The 20,170-nt window shown below is 34.5% G+C and carries 14 protein-coding genes; 5 read left to right on the forward strand and 9 right to left on the reverse strand.

Annotated elements, in window-relative coordinates:
* Nucleotides 1–24 precede the first annotated feature (24 nt).
* The 3 genes from DRF58_RS08045 to DRF58_RS08055 all read left to right on the forward strand — a co-directional run bounded on the left by DRF58_RS08045 (nt 25) and on the right by DRF58_RS08055 (nt 3,173).
* Nucleotides 25–267: a hypothetical protein gene (locus DRF58_RS08045; protein WP_116034472.1), complete on the forward strand. Its 243-nt coding sequence runs from the start codon at nt 25–27 to the stop codon at nt 265–267.
* On the forward strand, nt 264–575 hold the full coding sequence (locus DRF58_RS08050; protein ID WP_116034473.1) for a hypothetical protein: 312 nt from the start codon (nt 264–266) through the stop codon (nt 573–575). The genes DRF58_RS08045 and DRF58_RS08050 overlap by 4 nt, the downstream gene beginning before the upstream one ends.
* Nucleotides 576–662: 87 nt before the next feature.
* Complete coding sequence (locus DRF58_RS08055) at nt 663–3,173, forward strand: M1 family metallopeptidase (RefSeq protein ID WP_116034475.1); 2,511 nt, start codon at nt 663–665, stop codon at nt 3,171–3,173.
* A gap of 67 nt (nt 3,174–3,240) precedes the next feature.
* Here the strand turns inward: DRF58_RS08055 and DRF58_RS08060 are convergent, their stop codons facing one another.
* The 4 genes from DRF58_RS08060 to DRF58_RS08075 all read right to left on the reverse strand — a co-directional run bounded on the left by DRF58_RS08060 (nt 3,241) and on the right by DRF58_RS08075 (nt 10,231).
* Nucleotides 3,241–3,540: an MGMT family protein gene (locus tag DRF58_RS08060; protein ID WP_116034476.1), complete on the reverse strand. Its 300-nt coding sequence runs from the start codon at nt 3,538–3,540 to the stop codon at nt 3,241–3,243.
* A gap of 232 nt (nt 3,541–3,772) precedes the next feature.
* On the reverse strand, nt 3,773–6,238 hold the full coding sequence (locus tag DRF58_RS08065) for a hypothetical protein (RefSeq protein ID WP_116034478.1): 2,466 nt from the start codon (nt 6,236–6,238) through the stop codon (nt 3,773–3,775).
* A gap of 181 nt (nt 6,239–6,419) precedes the next feature.
* A complete protein-coding gene (locus DRF58_RS08070) occupies nt 6,420–8,150 on the reverse strand; it encodes a cellulase family glycosylhydrolase (RefSeq protein ID WP_168926412.1) in 1,731 nt (576 codons plus the stop codon).
* Nucleotides 8,151–8,284: 134 nt separating this feature from the next.
* A complete protein-coding gene (locus DRF58_RS08075; RefSeq protein WP_116034481.1) occupies nt 8,285–10,231 on the reverse strand; it encodes a heavy metal translocating P-type ATPase in 1,947 nt (648 codons plus the stop codon).
* Between the two features lie 543 nt (nt 10,232–10,774).
* Between DRF58_RS08075 and DRF58_RS08080 the strand changes: the two genes are divergently transcribed.
* Both DRF58_RS08080 and rplS read left to right on the forward strand, forming a co-directional pair.
* Entirely contained in the window at nt 10,775–11,209 is a 435-nt protein-coding gene (locus tag DRF58_RS08080) for an FKBP-type peptidyl-prolyl cis-trans isomerase (RefSeq protein ID WP_116034482.1), read from the forward strand.
* A 128-nt stretch (nt 11,210–11,337) separates the two neighbouring features.
* Entirely contained in the window at nt 11,338–11,697 is a 360-nt protein-coding gene (gene rplS, locus DRF58_RS08085) for a 50S ribosomal protein L19 (RefSeq protein ID WP_116034484.1), read from the forward strand.
* Nucleotides 11,698–11,865: 168 nt separating this feature from the next.
* Here the strand turns inward: rplS and kbl are convergent, their stop codons facing one another.
* The 5 genes from kbl to DRF58_RS08110 all read right to left on the reverse strand — a co-directional run bounded on the left by kbl (nt 11,866) and on the right by DRF58_RS08110 (nt 19,992).
* Complete coding sequence (gene kbl / locus DRF58_RS08090) at nt 11,866–13,062, reverse strand: glycine C-acetyltransferase (RefSeq protein WP_116034486.1); 1,197 nt, start codon at nt 13,060–13,062, stop codon at nt 11,866–11,868.
* Nucleotides 13,063–13,139: 77 nt separating this feature from the next.
* On the reverse strand, nt 13,140–15,074 hold the full coding sequence (locus DRF58_RS08095) for a M1 family aminopeptidase (protein WP_116034487.1): 1,935 nt from the start codon (nt 15,072–15,074) through the stop codon (nt 13,140–13,142).
* 81 nt (nt 15,075–15,155) lie between these two features.
* Nucleotides 15,156–16,613, reverse strand: coding sequence for a D-alanyl-D-alanine carboxypeptidase/D-alanyl-D-alanine endopeptidase (gene dacB / locus DRF58_RS08100; protein WP_116034489.1), 1,458 nt, complete (start codon nt 16,611–16,613; stop codon nt 15,156–15,158).
* Between the two features lie 150 nt (nt 16,614–16,763).
* Nucleotides 16,764–19,211, reverse strand: a complete 2,448-nt coding sequence (gene priA, locus DRF58_RS08105) for a replication restart helicase PriA (protein WP_116034498.1) — start codon at nt 19,209–19,211, stop codon at nt 16,764–16,766.
* A gap of 85 nt (nt 19,212–19,296) precedes the next feature.
* A complete protein-coding gene (locus tag DRF58_RS08110; RefSeq protein WP_116034490.1) occupies nt 19,297–19,992 on the reverse strand; it encodes an ABC transporter ATP-binding protein in 696 nt (231 codons plus the stop codon).
* Between the last annotated feature and the right edge of the window lie 178 nt (nt 19,993–20,170).

Here is a 20,170-nt window from a genome sequence, read left to right on the forward strand (position 1 = left end):
AACTTTGATTAAAATCCTGAAATTATGGAAATTAAAATCAGTTTAGACGAATATGCAGATGTTCCTTTCATTAAAAAACTTTTATCTCAGATAAAAGGGGTGAAGAATGTTGAGATTACTGAGGGTGATAAGACTTATTCTTGGGAAGAGATTGAGAATTCTGAATATTTTGGAAAAGTATTGGAGCAGAGTGAAAATGATTACCAAAATGGAAATTATCAAGAATTGACAGATAATTTATTGAATGAAATATTTGATAAAAAATGAAAGTAGTTCTTTCCTCCACTGCGGAATTTTCATTACAAGAGATTATTTCAATTCTTAAATCCAGATGGACTCAGAAAGAAATTGATACTGTTTTTAATGATATTAAAAAATTTAGAACAATTATATCAGATGGAATTATCAAGCATCAATCTTTAGAAAATTATTCTCATATAAAATTTACTATTATTGGTAAAAGGCAGGTGAAATTATTTTACGAGATTAAAAAAGATTGTGTTGTTATCAAATTATTTTGGCATTGTAAACAAGATCCAGCCAAATTAAAAGAGTTTCTTAGTAAAAATGAGTGAAGCCTAACCTTCACTTTTTTTGTAACAATTCTTTAAAATCAAATACTTATAAAACTTTAAAATAACATCGATTATAAATTCGGAAGAATGAAAAAAATATTCATTGCGGCACTTTTTCTAGGTGCAATTTTTAATTCAAACGTTGCTTTTGCACAGACAGAAACTTCTGGCAGAAACGTTCCTTATAGAGCTACTCACACCAAAACGACAGAGCTAAAACATACCAAGCTAAAAGTCAATTTCGATTATCAGAAAGAACAAATGAACGGCGAGGAATGGTTGACTGCAAGTCCATTTTTCTATGCAACCAATGAACTGGTGCTTGATGCAAAAGGAATGCTGATTCACGAAGTGGCTTTGGATAAAAATGGTTCTAAGTCGCCTCTTAAATTCGATTATAAAAATGATGAGCTGAAAATCACACTTGATAAAACTTATCAGAAGAATCAAGATTACACAGTTTACATCAAATATACAGCACGTCCAAATGAAGTAAAACAGGAAGGAAGCGCTGCAATCAGCGATGCAAAAGGTCTTTATTTCATCAATGCTCAAGGCAAAGATCCGGACAAGCCAACGCAAATCTGGACTCAAGGAGAAACTGAATCTTCATCGGCTTGGTTTCCAACAATTGATAAATCCAACCAGAAAACAACTCAGGAAATCTATATGACTGTTCCTGACAAATACGTCACACTTTCCAACGGAATCCTGAAAGATTCTCAAAAAGAATCCGGAAACTTGAGAACAGACCATTGGGTAATGGATAAGAGACATTCTACTTATCTTTTCTTTATGGGTGTTGGAGAATACGCGATTGTAAAAGACAAATGGCGAAATATTCCTGTTGATTATTACATAGAGAAAGAATATGAGCCTTATGCAAAACAGATTTATGGAAACACTCCAGAGATGATTGAGTTTTTCTCTAAGAAGTTAGGCTACGATTATCCTTGGGCAAAATATGCTCAAATCTCGGGAAGAGATTATGTTTCCGGCGCAATGGAAAATACAACGGCAACGCTTCACGGAAGTGATATTCTTCAAAAACCAGGACAACTTATCGATGAGAATAAATGGGAAGACACCATCGCTCACGAATTATTCCACCATTGGTTTGGAGATTTAGTAACTGCAGAAAGTTGGAGTAACTTAACCGTTAACGAGTCTTTTGCCAACTACTCAGAATATCTTTGGAATGAATATAAGTACGGTAAAGATCAGGCAGATTATCATCAGATGGAAGATGTTGGGCATTATATTCACAATCCTGGGGATTTCAAAAAGGATTTGGTAAGATTCGATTATGCTTCTCGTGAGGATGTTTTCGATTTGGTAACTTATCAAAAAGGTGGCGGAATTCTTCATATGCTGAGAAATTATCTGGGCGATGATGCTTTCTTCGCAGGAATCACGGAGTTTCTTAAAACTTATGAATATCAAAATGCAGAAGCTCATCAATTAAGATTAGCTTTTGAAAAAGTATCTGGAAAAGATTTGAATTGGTTTTTCAACCAATGGTATTTTGGAAGCGGACATCCAAAGTTGAATTATACTTCAACTTACGAGCCTGTTAAAAAACAAGTAACTGTTGTTATCAATCAATCTCAGGATCAGCCTTTCGAGTTTCCTTTGGCAATCGATGTTTATGATAATGGGAAACCAAAGCGTTTCAATGTTTGGGTAGATGCAAAAGCTAAGAACAGTTTCACTTTTGATTCTTCTAAAACACCTGATTTAATCAATATCAACGCAGACGGAATACTGGTTGCAGATGTTACTGATTCTAAAACTCCTGAGCAAAACTTATTTCAGTTTACAGGTTCGAAAGAATTAAAAAGTAAATATGCTGCTTTGGAAGGCCTTGAAAAAGCCGATGCAAAAAGCCCTGCTGTTATCAAATTATTAGCAGCTGCAATTAAAGATCCGTACTTCAGAATCAGAGAGAAAGCTTTGGAACAAATCGATCTTTCTAATGCTGATCAAGCAAAGGCTTTGACTTCAGAAGTTGAAAAATTAGCTTCTAATGATCCAAAAACTTTGGTTCAAGCTGCCGCAATTACAGCTTTAACAAAAACCAAAAATGCTAAATACAGTTCTATTTACGAAAAAGGACTGACTGCGGTGTCTAATGCTGTAAAAGGCGCTTCATTATCAGGTATTGCGGAATTAGACCCATCAAAAGCGGTGACAGCAATAGAAAATATTGACCTGAATGGTGCGTCTGATGATTTGATTTCAAAATTACTTCCTCTTATCGTATCCAAAAAAATAGAAAAGCAAATGCCTGCAATTGGAACAACAGTTGCCTTCTACCCTTTCATCAAATTCCAAGATCCAACTTTGGGCAAATCTGCTGAAGAAGGTTACAACTGGATAATGTCTTCGGATAACCTGAAAGCGACAGAAAAAGTAACCAAAGTGCTACAACAGGCAAAATCTCAAATGCCTGATAATCCACAAGTAAAAATGATGATTGTGCAAATGTTGAAAGACGGACTTGCAAAGAAAATGGAAGTTCTAAAAGCTAACCCAAAAAGTGCAACTATCAATCAACAGATAGATGCTATTAACAAAGCAATTGAAGCGTTTAAATAATTAATTGATAATTGAAATTATTGAAATTTATAACAAAGAAGCCATCTCGATTGAGATGGCTTTTGCTTTATAATTCTTCCAAAGGGTTCCAAAATAACTTTTTAAAATCCTTAATCTTACCATTTTCCTGAACCAAAACATCTTCTTTCTCCAACCTTTCGCGAAAAGACGGAACAGATAATTTTCCCGAACTACTGATAACACGATGAGCCGGAACATCCTTTGGACAACCGCCCATTGTATTGCCAACGTGACGGGAATAATTGGGATAACCAACCGCTTTAGCGATAGCACCATAAGTAGAAACTCTTCCTTTTGGGATTAGTTTTGTGACTTCATACACTTGCTGTTTGAATAGTTCGTTCATTTTTTATTTAAAGTTAAAATTAAATAAAGAAACATTATAAATCTCTCGCTGATTGAGCAAATTTAGCTGATTTTAAATTTGCATAATCTGCAAAATCTGCGAGAGAATAAAATAATTTTTAAAATTAATTTTGTTTACCCCAGCCCTAAAGGGAGCAAAACTAATTTTAAAATCTCATCAAAATCACTCCCTTTAAGGTTGGAGAAATGATTTTGATGAGATTTTAATTCTATTAAAATTCTAATAGCTTAAGTTTCAATTGTACTCCAAAGTTATCCTTGAAATTACTTGTTGCATAATAACCGACTCTATAAAACAATCCCAAATTGAATCTTGAACTTAGGAAGTTATTATATTCCAATCCAACTTCCTGATACAAATGGTTCAATGGAGAGAAGTTCTCTATCTGATGGTATTCCGGATGTTTCATATCTCCAATCACACCTCGGTAAATAAAATCGAAGCTGGAAGTATTCTTCCCAAAACTCTTGAAATACCAAGGAATACGATGCGTAATGTAATAACCTGCAAACTTATCATTAAAATACTTTCCAGCCGTCATCGTCGCAAATCCCAGATAACTGGTCAAAGAAAAATTGGACAAAATCCCTGTATTGCTATTTCCATCCAGACCTCCCATCTCAAACATATGCCAGATTGGTGCTTTGCCTAAATAATATCCACCAAAAGCTCTGGTCTGAGTCATACCCAAAGACGTCCTGAACTGATGCGTATACAAAACATCAAAACGACTGTAATTGAATTCTCCACCTAGACTTTTATAACCTTGTTCATAATTGAAGAAAACCTCTGGGAAGTTCTGTTCAAAAGTATATTTGCCCGCAGGTGTCATTATATTTCTATTGTTTGGCGAAAACTTAATTGTCGCTAATGAGCTGAAGTTCTCGAACTTTCTGGACATTCCCATAAACTCGTAAGGATAGCCAGCTTCTTCGTTTTGTTTTTTGGCAGAGACATTTAAGGTTAATGAATTACTCAAATCCACTTCATACCCGAACTTGAATCCATCAAACTTATAGTATTTATCATTCTGGATAGACATCCCATTGTTATTAATCTGCATCTTCGCATTCCAAAGATTCTGACTGAATCTCCCCGAAGCCATCACATCTTTAAAATATTCGAAGCGGAAAAACGAGTTTCTTTCCAAAGTCGTTCTCAAATCTACACCAGCTCCATATTTGAAAGCTCGGTCTTTGAAACCGTAAGCTAAATAAACATCTGGCGAAATATATTTGTTAAACTTCTCATTCAGTTTAAAAGTTGCGCCTGGTCGGAAACCTTCATACTTGTTATATCTCGTTTGCAATGGACTAATATCAACCATCCCAACAGTGAATTTAGCTCTTAACAAAGACGTAAGAACACGAACTTTTCTGTCCAAAGTATATTTCTTACCCAAGCTGTCCACTTTTATATAAGTCAGTTTTTCTCTAGCCGTCAAACTATCTGTTCTATATTGATTGAGAAGAGAACCATCCGCATTCTTCACGCTCATCGTATAACCACTGAACTGTGAAGCTTTGAAATCAACCGGTGTCTGAAAATCAAAATAATCTGACTTCATATAAGCATAATTCCCAAACCTTTTGATTTTATCCAATCGTTCCTTTTTTTCTTCGGCAGTTTCATTGTCCTTTTTCTCAACAGTAGAGAATTCTGAAACGCCCATTTTTATTTTAAGGTTCTCGGTCTTCAGAAACCATTTGTTATTAATAGGAATCCAAACAGAAGTTATCGTTCCATCGGTCTTAACCTTACTATTACTTTCAATCTTTTTGATAGCGTAAGTTTCTTTATCGATGTACAGATAACCGTTGTATTTTCTTCTGTTAACGGGAACTTTGTAATCTACCTGTCGGAAACGAATAACGAAATTATCTCTACCATCTATCTCGATAGAATCTGTTAAGAAGTACCTGTAAAGACTTCTGTTCTCCGGCAGAATCTCTCTCGGGATTTTGTCTCTGTTGGAACGTAGCGCTAACATTTCGTAAACTGGATTCTTCAAACCAGAGATTCTGTTATCCAAGATATTGGTTTTCTCACCGTACTTTTTAGAATATAAAAACTGCATCGCACGTTCCCAAAGAAACAGTTTGCTATCTCTCGCAACGCCCATCATCTGCTCGCCTTCTATAGAATCTTTGATTTCCTTTTCTTTTTTAGGCAACTTACGATTCGCTACTCTAGAAAGTGAATCTTGTCTCGCGTTGTAGAAATGCGTGTAATCTTGTATGCTGTCTTCGTCCACGTCAAAAGACATTTTCTCATAAGATTTATAAGAATAAGAATCTAGGGAATTAGGCGAATTATCTTTGAAGCTTTTGAAAACTTTATCAATAATCGCTAAAGCTCGTGGGTCAGATTCGTTGGTCAGAACCACGCCTTGTATCTCGTTAGCTTTGATGTTATCTCTATCTAGTTCAATTTCCATTACTTTATCCACCACTACCTCATCTCCTATGTAATTATCTATTTCCACATCTACTTTTGGACATTTGGTTGTAAAAGTGACAATTCCTTTTTCATTGGTCTTTCCAAGAATTTTCCCATTACAAGATACTGTTGCACCTTTAATTGGTTTTTGATTATCCGATCTGTAGACAGTTAGTGTACTTTGAGAAAAAAACAGAGATGTGTAGAAGAGAAAAATGAATGTAAAGATTTTGTTCATAGTTTGGTTTTATTAAGTAGTAAGCTAGTTTTCCGAAATGTTACTGAATGCCTTATTCTAATTTAAAAATAATTTACACAAATTACCTTATATAATATCGAGCCAAAGTGATTTTCAAGCAATAAAAATGCATCTCAATCGTAATCAAGATGCTTTTATAATTAAATGTAATGATATGAAGTTACTTCAATTCGAAGTAATTTAAGTTCGCATTACCGGCTTCGAAGTACAATCTCAATTTGTTTTCTCCGGAATCAAGCTTAACATTCTTTACTGAGACTGTTTTCCAAATATTCTTTCCGGTTGGTGGTAACTTAACAGTTGCTAAATCGTCACCATCTTCTGTTTTAATAATCAATTCCGAAGCTTGAGCAGAATCATTATTATATCTGAAAGTTGCAGTGTATTTTCTTGCTTGTTTACTTTTCACAGTGTATTGAAGCCACTCTCCTTTTTCGGTTTTCCCGACATAGAACCCGTTGTTGATTTTATCTTTACAAGCGTAGATATCAACACCGTCATTTCTCATTTTCTTACCTGAGTTCCATTCTGTATGACTTCCAGTACTTACCCAAAGGTCTTGGAAATCATTATCAGAATAAGCGCTTCCAAATCTTCCTAAGTCATATTCTGTCGCAAATATTCTTCCCGGTGCAATGTGGTTTTTATAAGGTTTGGTTGTTTCATCTGTTACTTGACGAAACATTGCATCAATAACATCTTTCTTGACTTTCACATTTTCCATTTTGTAATTGTCAGCTATTTTCATCAAGGCTTTTTTAGCGAAATCTTTTGTTGGTTTCTGACCTCCGTTTTTCCAATAGTTTAGAAGTTTTTGATATTCAGGAATAATTTTCACATTGGTTACACCTGCGATATTGTCAATCTTTTTCATCGGCCAATAAGCATAACCGATATTATTTTTCAATAATAATTGATTAAGTTCTGTAAACCAAACGTTAGAGTTTTCTCCAGTTTCGCCTAACCAAACAGGAACATTCAGTTTTTTTCTTGTATCTACAATATTCTGAATTGCTTCTTGAGAATTGGTTGTCCAATATTTGTGAAAACTTAGAACGATATTATTATCCCAAAGTTTTGGCAAACCATTATAGTTATTTCCCCAACCATTACCTTCAAGAATGATAATGTGATTTTTATCTACTTCTCTAATGGCGTCAGAAATCTCTTTCTGAAGTTTCCAAAGTGGCGCATTAGACATCTCGTCCGTTCCGTTTGGATTTTTCCCCGTGAAACCATAATTAGGTTCATTGATCATATCATAACCTGCAATCCATTCTTTGTCTTTATAACGTTCTGCTAGTTTTTTCCAAAGCGCAATTGTCTTTTTCTGATTTTCCTCGCTGTCCCAAAGATTCGGTTTTGATTTGTCATTATCAGAAATATTGGCATCGTTTCCTTGTCCGCCAGGTGCAGCGTGAAGGTCAAGAATCAGATAGATTTTATTATCCTCACACCATTTTAAAAGATTATCCGTCATTTGGAAGCCTTCTTCCAGCCAAGTATTTTGTCCTTTTACAGGTTCTTTTTCGATTGGCAAAGTGTAAAGATTATAATGCATCGGAAGTCTTATGGAATTGAATCCCCATTTTGCTAAAGAATCGATGTCTTTTTTAGTAATTCCATTTTTGAGATAGGCTTTGTAAAATTCATTTTTACCGTCTTCGCCTGCAACTTCTGTAATCTTTTCTTTGATTTTAAATTGAGGTCCAGCAAAATCATCGGTCTTCAACATATAACCTTCTTGAAGCATCCAACCTCCCAATCCAAGACCTTTCAGATAAATATTCTCTCCTTTGGAATTCACAATTTTTTGCCCTTGAGTTTTCAAAAACCCCTGAGCGTTCCCAAATTGAGACAATAATAAAGCACAAAAAACAACTGTTCGCATTATATTTTCATTTTTAACTAAGATAATACTATTTTGTTAACGAACAAGAAATTAATTTGAAAGCCTATTTCAAAATAAAATCCCGAACTATTTTTCAATAATTCGGGTAATATATAAATGTAAATATTTATGAATTAATTTGAGAATTTCATATTCTGAATTCTGACAGCATTAAGAATTGCAAGTAATGCTACACCAACATCTGCGAAAACGGCTTCCCACATATTGGCTAATCCGCCGGCTCCAAGAATCAATACAATTAATTTAACTCCAAAAGCCAAAAATATATTCTGATAAACAATTTTCTTAGTCTCCTTTCCGATTTTGATTGCTGTTGCAATTTTCGAAGGCTGGTCAGTTTGGATAACAACATCCGCAGTTTCAATTGCTGCGTCGGAACCTAATCCTCCCATTGCCATACCGACATCGCTTAAAGCTAAAACCGGCGCATCATTGATTCCGTCTCCAACGAAAGCTACGACTTCTTTTGGATTACTTTTTAAATTTTCCAACTTTTCAACTTTTCCTTCTGGAAGCAAACCACCAAAAGCAGAATCGATTCCTAATTTTTTAGCAATATTTTGAGTTAGAGAATCTTTGTCTCCGCTTAACATCACAGTTTTTATATCATTATTTTTCAATTGATTAATTGCTAATTCTGAATCTTCCTTAACTTCATCGGAAATTGTGATGTAACCTTTATATTCGTTATCAATGGCTAGAACAACTGTGGTTTCTACAATTTCTTCCAAGAATTCCGGATAATGAATATTAAAAGTCTTCAGCAGTTTTGTATTTCCGGCAAAAATTCTTTGTTGATTAATAACAGCTTTGATTCCTTTTCCGGAAATCTCTTCCACCGATTCGGGAATTTGATTTGAAGGATGAAACTCTGAAACCGCTTTTGCAATCGGATGTGTGGAATGACTCTCAACAGAAGATAGAATTGATAAAAAATCTTCTTTTGAAATGTTCTCCGGAACGATATCTTGAACTTTGAAAACACCTTTTGTCAAAGTTCCGGTTTTATCCATCACGACAGTCGTTACATTCGCAATGATGTCGAGAAAATTAGAACCTTTGAACAAAATTCCGTTTCTGGAAGCGGCGCCAATTCCACCAAAATATCCCAACGGAATCGAAATAACCAAAGCACAAGGACAAGAAATCACGAGAAAGACCAAACCTCTGTAAAGCCAATCTCTGAAGATGTAATTTTCAACAAAAAGATAAGGCACAAGTGTTACCAAAAGAGCTAAAAGAAAAACAATTGGTGTATAAATTTTCGCAAATCTTCTGATGAATAATTCGGTTTTTGCTTTTCTGGAACTTGCATCCTGAACCATTTGAAGAATCCTTACAATCGAACTATTTTCGAATAATTTGGTCGTTTCGATTTCAATCACTTGGTCGAGATTCAACATTCCTGCGAGAACTTCTTCGGATTTTTGGATTGAGGAAGGTTTGCTTTCGCCTGTCAAAGCTGATGTATTGAGACTTGCTTTTTCCGACATTAAAATCCCATCCAACGGAATCTTCTCTCCTACTTTCACCTGAATTTTTTCTCCGATTTTCACTTCTTCGGGAGAAATGGTTTTCCAACTTCCTTCTCGGAAAACTGTTGCTTCTTTTGGGCGAACGTCTAATAATGATTTGATATTATTCCGAGCTTTGTTAACAGCGGATTCTTGGAACATTTCGCCAATCGTGTAAAACAGCATTACGGCAACGCCTTCTGGAAATTCGCCAATCGCAAATGCTCCGATTGTTGCAATTCCCATTAATGAAAACTCATTGAAGAAATCTAATTTCTTAGCTAATTCAAAGGCATCTTTGAAAACTGAAAATGCAACTAATATATAAGACACAAAATACCATCCGAATCTCAACCAAAGATTATCGGTAAACCAATCAGCTGTAATCCAAAAATCAAGAATCAATCCTGAGAAAAAAATGACAAGACTTATTATCAATCCCAATTTGGAATTGCTGTGAGAATGGTCGTGGTCGTCGTGATTGTGCTGATGAGAATGTTCCTGATGATTGTCTGTTCCGCAACATCCGCTACTACAATTCGCCATAATTTGTAATGTTTCTAAACAAAGTTAAGGGAAATAGTTATAATTAATGGTATTAAATGGCTGTTAATTGTCATCTGTTTTTTTGAACGCAAAGCGCGCAAAGGTTTTTTGTTCTTTATTGAAAATATTTTAAGGTTTGCAAAGGCGCATTGCTCAGCTAAGAAATAATAGTTGTTGTTTCTCGCAGATTATGGGGATTTTGCAGATTTGATATTCTTTTCTTGTTGGCTTCTAGAGCCTCAGTCTGACAATTGTGACAAATCGTGAATCTATGACAAAGCCCCTAGCCCCGATGGGAACGGCATCCTTTTTTGCGGATGCTTCGAGAACCTCAGCCTGGCAAAACGTGTGGCAAAAAAGATATAGTGGACAGCGGGATTAAGCTCCAAATGAACTTAATTGTTGAATTAATGATTTTTAAACGCAAAGTCCGTAAGGTTTTTTGTCATTATTGAAAAAATTTTAAGATTCGCAAAGACGTAAAACTCAGCTAAGATTAAAAGGAAATAACATTAAAATTATACCTTTGAAAAAAATTTAGAAATGGGTGTAGCAGATTTATTATTCAAAAGAAAAAAAGAACTGGCTGAAAAAAACTTGAGAAGTGGTCAAGATTTTTTGGTTGAAAACGGAAAAAGAGAAAGCGTAACAACTTTGCCAAGTGGTTTACAATACGAAATCCTTGTAGAAACTGACGGACCAAAACCAACAGCAAAAAGTACGGTGAAATGCCATTATCATGGTACAACAATTACGAGTAAAGTTTTTGACAGCTCTGTAAAACGTGGAAAACCAGCCTCTTTCCCTCTGAATAGAGTTATCAAAGGTTGGACAGAAGGTTTGCAATTGATGTCTGTAGGAAGTAAATTTAGGTTTACCATTCCACCACATTTGGCTTATGGAGAACAGGAAGTGAGCAAAGAAATTGGTCCAAACAGCACTCTGATTTTTGATGTAGAATTGCTGGAGATTAAATAATTAAAATTTAATTCTCAGATTGTATTGTAGTTATAAAAATTATTTATACTTTTGCAACCTGTTAATCAACCTCTGACGAAGGACGTGAATGTTGCTTAGCTTGACAAAACAAATTTTTTTTATAAAAAATGGATTTAGTAAAATACGTACAAGATAAGTACATTACGAAAAAAGAATTCCCAGAATTCAAAGCCGGTGACACCATCACTGTGTATTACGAGATTAAAGAGGGTCAGAAAACAAGAACTCAGTTCTTCAAAGGAACTGTGATCCAATTGAGAGGAACTGGTCTTACTAAAACTTTCACTATCAGAAAAATGTCTGGTGATGTAGGTGTAGAAAGAGTTTTCCCAATCAATATGCCTGCACTTCAAAAAATCGAAGTTAACAGACAAGGTAAAGTTAGAAGAGCTAGAATCTACTACTTCAGAGACCTTAGAGGTAAAAAAGCAAGAATCAAAGACAAGTCTTACGGAGGTAAAAAATAATCCTGAGATTTTCTTCTTGAAAATACAAAACCAGCAAATTAATTTGCTGGTTTTTTGTTTGTTGAATTTTAAATAAATTCTGTTTGTCCCAACCTTAAAAGGATAAGAATTTACTTAAAATTTCATCAAAATTACTCCCTAAATAATTTTGATGAAATTTCTCTTATATTATGAAATAACACCTAACTCCTTTCCTACTTTTTCGAATCCAGCAATGGCTTTGTCCAAATGTTCTCTTGAATGAGCTGCAGAAAGCTGAACTCTGATTCTTGCTTTTCCTTTTGGAACCACTGGATAGAAGAATCCAATAACATAGATATCTTCTGCTAAAAGTTTTTCTGCCATTTCCTGTGCTAATTTTGCATCATAAAGCATTACCGGAACGATTGCAGCATCACCATCAGGAATATCGAAACCTTTGGATTTCATTTCTTTTCTGAAGTATTCTGCATTTTCCATTACTTTATCTCTCAATGAAGTATCATCCGAAATCATATCCAAAACTTGGGAAGCAGCACCAACAATTCCTGGCGCTAATGAGTTCGAAAATAAATATGGACGAGAACGTTGTCTCAGCATATCGATGATTTCTTTTTTTCCTGAAGTGAATCCACCTAAAGCACCTCCCAAAGCTTTTCCTAAAGTAGAAGTAATGATATCGACTCTTCCAATCACATCATTAGCTTCGTGCGTTCCACGACCAGTTTTTCCGATAAATCCCGTTGCATGAGAATCATCTACCATTACCAAAGCATCATATTTATCTGCTAAATCACAAACTCCTTTAAGATCAGCAACAATCCCGTCCATTGAGAAAACACCATCAGTTACAATGATTTTAAATCTATGATTTTTTTCAGAGGCCGCAATTAATTGAGCTTCCAGATCTTCCATATTATTATTTTTGTAACGGTATCTTGCAGATTTGCATAATCTTACTCCGTCAATAATAGAAGCGTGATTGAGTTCATCAGAAATGATTGCGTCTTCTTCTGAAAATAATGGCTCGAAGACACCACCATTAGCGTCAAAACAAGCGGCGTAAAGAATTGTGTCTTCCATTCCTAAGAACTTAGAAATCTTAGCTTCCAGATTTTTATGAATATCCTGAGTTCCGCAAATGAATCGTACAGATGACATCCCATAACCGCGGGATTCAATAGCATCTTGCGACGCTTTCATTACTTCTGGATTGTTGGATAATCCCAAATAGTTGTTCGCACAAAAGTTCAGAAGTTTTTTTCCTCCAACTTCTATCTCTGCACTTTGCTGGGAAATGATGATTCTTTCTTTTTTGTAAAGCCCGTCGTTTTCTATGTTTGTTAATTCGTTCTGAATATTTTCGAGGAATTTTTGTGATATCATTTTTATTAATTTTCGATTTGAACAAAAATAAAAAAAGCACTTTAATTAAGTGCTTTTTTGTGATATATTAACTTCTTTTATTCTTTTAGAATCTTAATAGATTGATTATTAAACTTGAGAATATAAGTTCCTTTAACAAAACTAGAAATATTAATTTCTGAATCTTTTTCAGTAATTCCTTTTTTGATTAATTTACCTTCAATAGAATAGATTTCATAATCTACTGACTTTTCCAAGCCAGAAATTTTCACGAAGGATTTTGTAGGGTTTGGATATACATTCAGTTTATCTTTACTATCAATATCATTTACAGTCAAAGAATTATCTCTAACAACTGTAGATTCTTTTGTAATAATTTGATTTTCGTAGTTGAATACAACATTTGTAACATCAAAAGCAACATCTTGCGTAAAATATTGATTATTGGAAGTATGATCCAAAACAAAGTAAGCGGTTTGTCCACCAGATCCAGAAACTTTGATTGGCAAAGGCAATTCAAAAAAGCTCACTGCAGATGAACTTCTCGTCTGTCCAACTTGGAATGTTAGTTTTTTGCTTGTCGTATTTTGATTCCATTTAATTTGGTAAGACGGATAACCTTCTCCATAGATCCAATCTTTGAAAAACTCTGTAAAATCTCTTCCTGTATAACTACTTAAAAAACCCTGAAAGTCGTGTGTTTTCACATAATTATAAGCAAAAGCAGGATTGTTTTGATAGGCTTTCAACATGGCATAAAACTGATCATCACCAAGAATCCACTTTATCATTCTAAGAACATAACCTCCTTTTGTATATGTTAATCTTGCATTAAAAATTCTATAAAAATTCAAATCGCTATCGGGAATATAGACACTCCCTCCCGGATCGCTTGTGATATAATCCATTTCCCCCTGAAGATAGCTTTGAAACTGAACCGGAGTCATCAATAATTTCTCAAAAGCAACATATTCTCCCATTGTTGCAAATCCTTCATTCAGCCAAATGTCATTCCAAGTACCGCAAGTGAGTTTGTCTCCAAACCATTGATGAGCTAACTCATGAGCAATTAAATCTAATCCATAATATCCCATAGAAGTCATTGTTGCATGCTCCATTCCACCACCCCAATTGAATTGCATATGTCCATATTTTTCATTGCGATAAGGATACAATCCAAAATGATCTTCGAAAGTCTGCATATTGGTTGCTGTCCAATCTAGATTTTCTTGAGTATCAGATGTTGCCCAAGATGGATAAACGTAGTTGAGAAAAGGAAATGAACTATTAGTTGTTGTGATTGTAGAATTAAGTTTTGTATAATTAGAAATTCCTAGAGCAAAAAGATATGCAGGAATTGGATATTTGGTTTGCCAATAGGTTAACTTCTTTCCATTACCTAAAATCGTTTCTGAGATCAATTTTCCATTAGATCCGACAGTGTATTGAGCAGGAGTGGAAATTTTGATATCTAATTTTTCAATTTTGTCGTTCATACTCTGCTTGGTAGGCCACCATTGTTTTGCTCCAAAAGGTTCTGACAGAGTGGCTAAAATAGGATCTCCAGCCGACGTAGTTGTTGCTACAAAAGCATTTTCTACAATTGAAGGAACTCCATTATATGTGATGGACAAGGAATCTGTTGTCTGAGCAGTGAGAGTTGCAGGAAAATTAATTTTAATTTCATCAGTACTCAATTGCTGAAAAGTCAAATCTTGACCGTGATATTTCACATTGGAAACTATTAGATTATCTGCTAAATCAAAATAGATATCTGAGGTATTTTGTAACATTTTAAAATGAGAAGTCACAGTTCCAGAAATATATTGCTGAGTAGGATCTAAGTCTAATTCTAATCTTACATATTTTAAATTATAATTCAAAGTATTTGGATTGACGTTGACATCCAAAATTGATTTCAGATTCGTTCTTTTCTCAGATTCCACAATCCCTTTTCTATCAATATTAAATTTCTGACTAAAAAAAAGATTAAAGGAAAATAAAATAATAAACAGCAGATAGTTTTTCTTCATAAGATTGATGATTTTCAACTCAAAGCTACAAAAAAAACTCATCCCGACGAGATGAGTTTTGATTTTATAAAAGATTGATTACTATAAATCTAAAGTAGGATCTAGCAATTGCTCCATTCTACTTTTCACTTGAGCAACAGAACCAGAATATCTGTTAATCAATAAAGAAAAAGCAAGTGTTTTGTTACTTCTAGTTTTGATATAGCCAGCCAAACATTTTACACCATTTAGAGTTCCAGTTTTAGCAAAAATCTGTCCATTTGAGTTCAGCATAAACATATGTTTCAAAGTTCCAGATTGCCCTGCAATAGGCAAAGAATCAAAATACTCTTTATAATAAGGAGACTTAATCATTTTTGCTAAAAACTTTACTTGAGAAATTGGCGTTACAGTGTGAGCCTTGGATAGTCCACTTCCGTCCATATAATTCAAACCTTCCGAATCAAAATTAATTGATTTTAAATGCTCTGTCACTGCCAATTTTCCAGATTCCAAAGTCTGGTCGCCAAACTTTTGAAAACCATTAGACTTAAGCAAAGCTTCCGCATAATTATTATCACTTCTTTGGTTTGTATAATTAACGATTTCTGCCAAAGTTGGAGATTTATAAATCGTCAAGATTTCTCTTGGCTCAGGTTCTCTGTCTACAATTTTTGGTGTTACTTTTCCAATTACTGTGATTTTATTTTTAGCTAAACTTTCTTTCAATTTATTAGCTAAGTAAGCCGGCGGTTCCGCAACTTTGGTAGTTACCCAATTTCCTTCGAACTTATCGGCATAAACCATTTTCTTGGTGTAAGGCGAAATATAAAAATACTTTTTCTCTTGATTGAAACGATTATTAGACTGATTGACAATCAATTTTTCATTTCTTGGCTCTATACTTTCCGTAGTTCCAACTGGTAAATAATAATTATCTTGTTCCAGCCAAACGATATTTTGCGGAAGTTCCTGTCTTTTATTTTCTTTGAAAATCGCAGTTTGGATGATAATATCGCCAGTCACTTTTTTGATTCCCTTTTCCTGAATCGCATCCAGATATTGACTCACAATCTGTCCATAGCTTACCGCACCACCTCTATTTCCACCTAAAGATGGGTCACCACTTCCAACTATGTAGAGATTTCCGGTCAAAACGCCTTCTGTATCAATACTTCCGGAATATTCTAACTGAGTGTTCCATCTATATTGCGTTCCCAAAAGAGAAAATGCAGTTTCTGTGGTTAATAACTTGGTTGTGGAAGCCGGAATCAATGGCGCAGTTTCGTTGTACGCCGTTACAATTTTCTCCGTTTTTGGGTCATAAACCACAAATCCCCAATTGGCATTCCTTAGAACCGGGTCGGTAAACATTTTATTGATGTTAAACTCAATCTGTTCTTTTGGAGAAAGCAGCGCCTTTTCTGCCGTGATATCCTTTACAAGATTCTGCTGGTCAGCAACTTGTGGATAGGTAGAAACTGCGACGCTCCCTTGCGAAAAAACAAATGAAGAAAAACCAATAGCGAAAATTGAAACGTAATTTCTGATTTTATTCATTCTCAAAACAATTACAATTTTTATTGAATTTTTATTAATTAAGGTTTAAGATTGTCTAATCTTATTATCATAACTAAGTAAAGTTAGAGAATATTGCCGTGGAATCTGCGTCAAACTCTAATAAAAAACTAGAATTTTTGTTAAAAACAGTTAAAAATCGACAAAAATATCTTTTTTTACAGATTTATAGGCTGTGATTTCATCAAACTCATCAAAAGATTTAAGAAGTAATTCTTTGTAGATTTTGTAGTTTTTATTTTTCGGAAATTTGAGAAGAATCTGGTATTGATAAAGATTGTTTAGCCTTGCAATAGGCGACTTTTCTGGACCAAGAATGCATTCTTCCGGAATATACTTTCGAAGAATCGAACCGAGAAATTGAGAAGCTCTATTGATTTTGTCTTCTTTCCTATGTTTCAGTTCAATCATTATTAATTTCACAAATGGCGGATAAAGAAACTTTTTTCTTTCATCAAGGAAGTAATTATAAATCTCTTTAACATTCTGATTCTTAATTAATTCAAAAACCGAATGCGCTGGATTATAAGTCTGAATCAGAATTTTTCCATTTCCAGAAACTCTTCCTGCTCTTCCTGCAACTTGTGTTATCAATTGATAAGCTCTCTCTTCTGCTCGAAAATCCTGAACGTGAATCATAGAATCAGCTTTCGGAATCGCAACCAATTCAATATTATCAAAATCCAAACCTTTGGAAATCATCTGTGTTCCGACTAAAATATCAGTTTCTCCGTTTTCTAGTTTTTCGTAAAGTTTTTCATACGCAAATTTCTTTCGCATTGCATCAACGTCCATCCTATCAACCTCAGCATCAGAAAAAATCTTTTGCGTTTCCTCTTCGATTTGTTCTACGCCAACACCTTTTGTATTCAGATTATCGCTGTTGCAACTTGGGCAAATAGTTGGCTTCCCAGAACGATGTCCGCAATAATGGCATTTCAACTCATTCGAAGCTTTGTGATACGTCATCACAACATCACAATTACTGCAATAAGTCACGTGACCACAAGTTTCACATTCGATGACATTAGCATAACCACGGCGATTATGAAGAATAATGGTTTGTTTTTTATGATCTAATTGAAGATTGATTTCATCAATCATTTTCTGACTGAAATTTCCGACAATCTTCTTTTGATTTTGTGCTTCTTTGATATCAATTATTTCAAATTTGGGCAAATCCACTTTCCCAAATCTTTCATTAATAGAAACATAACGCAACTTGTCTTTCATCGCCAAATCATAGCTCTCCAAAGAAGGCGTTGCCGAACCGAGAATCAATTTTGCTTGATAAAATTCTGCCAACATCATCGCCGAATCTTTTGCATTGAAAAAGAAGTTCTGGTCTCTTGGTCTGTAAGCCGAATCGTGTTCTTCATCAACAATAATCAATCCTAGATTTTCATATGGAAGAAATAAAGAATTCCGAGTTCCAATCAGTATTTGAAGTTCATTTTTTTTGATTTTTCGCCAGACTTCTACTCTTTCAAAATCCGTCAGTTTATTATGATAAAATCCGAGTTTTTTACCGTATTTTTTTTCGAGACGAATTGTGATTTGTTTGGTCAAAGCAATCTCTGGCAAAAGCAATAAAACATTTTCTCCAAAATTAATGCAATCCTCAATTTTCTCAAGATAAATATGCGTTTTCCCAGATGAAGTCACACCGTGAAGCAACACATTTTTCCCTTCTTCAAAAGCTTGATTGATTTCTGAAATCGATTTTTTCTGATTATCTGTCAATTCTTCAATTTCTTCAATTTCGCCTTCATAAGAATCAATTCTGTCTTTTTCCAGATAATATTCTGTAACCCAACCTTTTTCAATCAAAGATTTCAGTTGTTGATTGACGAAATTACCTTCATCAAAAACTAAAGATTTTTTAATTGGATTCTCAGGATTATCAATTTGTTTGGAAAGGATATTTAAGAATAAATCTTTCTGTTTTTTGGCTTTATCAAGTTTCAAAAGAATCATCGCCAAATTCTCTGAAACCAAAGCTTCTTCATTGATTTTCAGATAAGCAATTTCTTTCGCCTTATATTTTTCAGTGATTTTTTCATCCACAGAAATATATCGTTCATCAATCAGCGCATTGATGGTTTTGATGATTTCTTTTTTTGGAATGAAAGCTTCAATCTCTTGCAAATTCAGCATTTGCCGAACTTCCAAAGCTTGAAGAAGATAAGTTTCGTTCGCGTCGAGATTTTGCCAGTCAATTGTTCTTTCGGACAACAATCTGACATAAGTTTCACTCTCCAGCTTGAGAGAAGACGGAAACGCCAAACGGTAAATTTCGCCCAGATTACAGAGATAATAGGAACTGAGCCAATTCCAAAAATCCAATTGCTGTTTTGGAACAATCGGTTGATTGTCTAATAGATTGATGATTTCTTTCGGAACAAAAGTTTCTTCAAAATCATTGAACAGTTCCGCAACAATTCCCGTGTAGATTTTCTTTCCTCGAAACGGAACTAAGACCCGCATCCCAACTTCGATTTTATCCAAAAAATCTGCTGGAACTTTGTAGGTAAAAGTTCCTTTGAGATTGAGCGGAAGGATGATTTGAGCGAAGTTCAATTTTGTTGATTGTTGTCGGTTGATTGTTGTCGGAGGTTTTGGTTTTCGAATTGATTTTATCAACTATCAACCAAAAACTGACAACTTATATCGTATAACTTTGGAAAGCTTCTTCCAGACTTGCAAATTTCCCTTTGAATTCTGAAATTGGAGAATCTTGTAATATTTTTCCTTGATGAATCAAAATCACACGTGAGCAAAGCGCTTCAACTTCCTGCATAATATGCGTGGACAAAATCACAGTTTTTGCTTTTCCAATTTCTTTGATAACGTTTCGGATTTCTACAATTTGATTGGGGTCAAGTCCGTTAGTAGGTTCGTCAAGAATCAATAAATCCGGTTCGTGAAGAATAGCTTGCGCCAAACCAACACGTTGTTTGTAACCTTTGGAAAGTTGGCCGATTTTTTTTGATTTTTCAGGAGTAATTCCAACCAAATCTATCACCTGTTCTACTCTTTCTTTTTTGATATTATGAAGATTTGCTACGAATTGCAGATATTCTTTCACGTACATTTCATTATAAAGTGGGTTATTCTCCGGAAGAAAACCAATTTTCTTTTTGGATTCGATTTCGTTTTCTGAAATGTTTTTTTCGTCCAATAGAATTTCGCCTTCGTCGATTTTCAGAACGCCTGTGATGGATTTCATCAAGGTGGATTTTCCAGCGCCGTTTGGTCCGAGCAATCCGATAATTTCGTTTTTTTTGATTTCGATATTGATATCATTGAGCGCAACCTGCTCTCCGAAATGTTTTGTAAGTCCTGAAATTTTTAAAGACATCGAGTTAGTTATAAGTGATGAATTATGAGTGATTTTTAATCTTTACAAAAATATGAAAATTACTGCATCTTTTTGAACGCAAAGATTTCTATGTTAAAGAGCAAATATTATTTGAATTTTTTATTGATAAAAATTCTTCTTTTGGTAGAAATGGCAGCTTTCGTTTGATGACAGCTAT

Origin of the sequence: Epilithonimonas hispanica, from assembly GCF_003385395.1 — a bacterium.
Classification (GTDB): domain Bacteria; phylum Bacteroidota; class Bacteroidia; order Flavobacteriales; family Weeksellaceae; genus Epilithonimonas; species Epilithonimonas hispanica.

Bases quoted from the DNA above. Each gene is read 5' to 3' on its own strand.
- DRF58_RS08045 (WP_116034472.1), top strand. From the start codon at position 25: ATGGAAATTAAAATCAGTTTAGACGAATATGCAGATGTTCCTTTCATT.
- DRF58_RS08050 (WP_116034473.1), top strand. From the start codon at position 264: ATGAAAGTAGTTCTTTCCTCCACTGCGGAATTTTCATTACAAGAGATT.
- DRF58_RS08055 (WP_116034475.1), top strand. From the start codon at position 663: ATGAAAAAAATATTCATTGCGGCACTTTTTCTAGGTGCAATTTTTAAT.
- DRF58_RS08060 (WP_116034476.1), bottom strand. From the start codon at position 3,540: ATGAACGAACTATTCAAACAGCAAGTGTATGAAGTCACAAAACTAATC.
- DRF58_RS08065 (WP_116034478.1), bottom strand. From the start codon at position 6,238: ATGAACAAAATCTTTACATTCATTTTTCTCTTCTACACATCTCTGTTT.
- DRF58_RS08070 (WP_168926412.1), bottom strand. From the start codon at position 8,150: ATGCGAACAGTTGTTTTTTGTGCTTTATTATTGTCTCAATTTGGGAAC.
- DRF58_RS08075 (WP_116034481.1), bottom strand. From the start codon at position 10,231: ATGGCGAATTGTAGTAGCGGATGTTGCGGAACAGACAATCATCAGGAA.
- DRF58_RS08080 (WP_116034482.1), top strand. From the start codon at position 10,775: ATGGGTGTAGCAGATTTATTATTCAAAAGAAAAAAAGAACTGGCTGAA.
- rplS (WP_116034484.1), top strand. From the start codon at position 11,338: ATGGATTTAGTAAAATACGTACAAGATAAGTACATTACGAAAAAAGAA.
- kbl (WP_116034486.1), bottom strand. From the start codon at position 13,062: ATGATATCACAAAAATTCCTCGAAAATATTCAGAACGAATTAACAAAC.
- DRF58_RS08095 (WP_116034487.1), bottom strand. From the start codon at position 15,074: ATGAAGAAAAACTATCTGCTGTTTATTATTTTATTTTCCTTTAATCTT.
- dacB (WP_116034489.1), bottom strand. From the start codon at position 16,613: ATGAATAAAATCAGAAATTACGTTTCAATTTTCGCTATTGGTTTTTCT.
- DRF58_RS08110 (WP_116034490.1), bottom strand. From the start codon at position 19,992: ATGTCTTTAAAAATTTCAGGACTTACAAAACATTTCGGAGAGCAGGTT.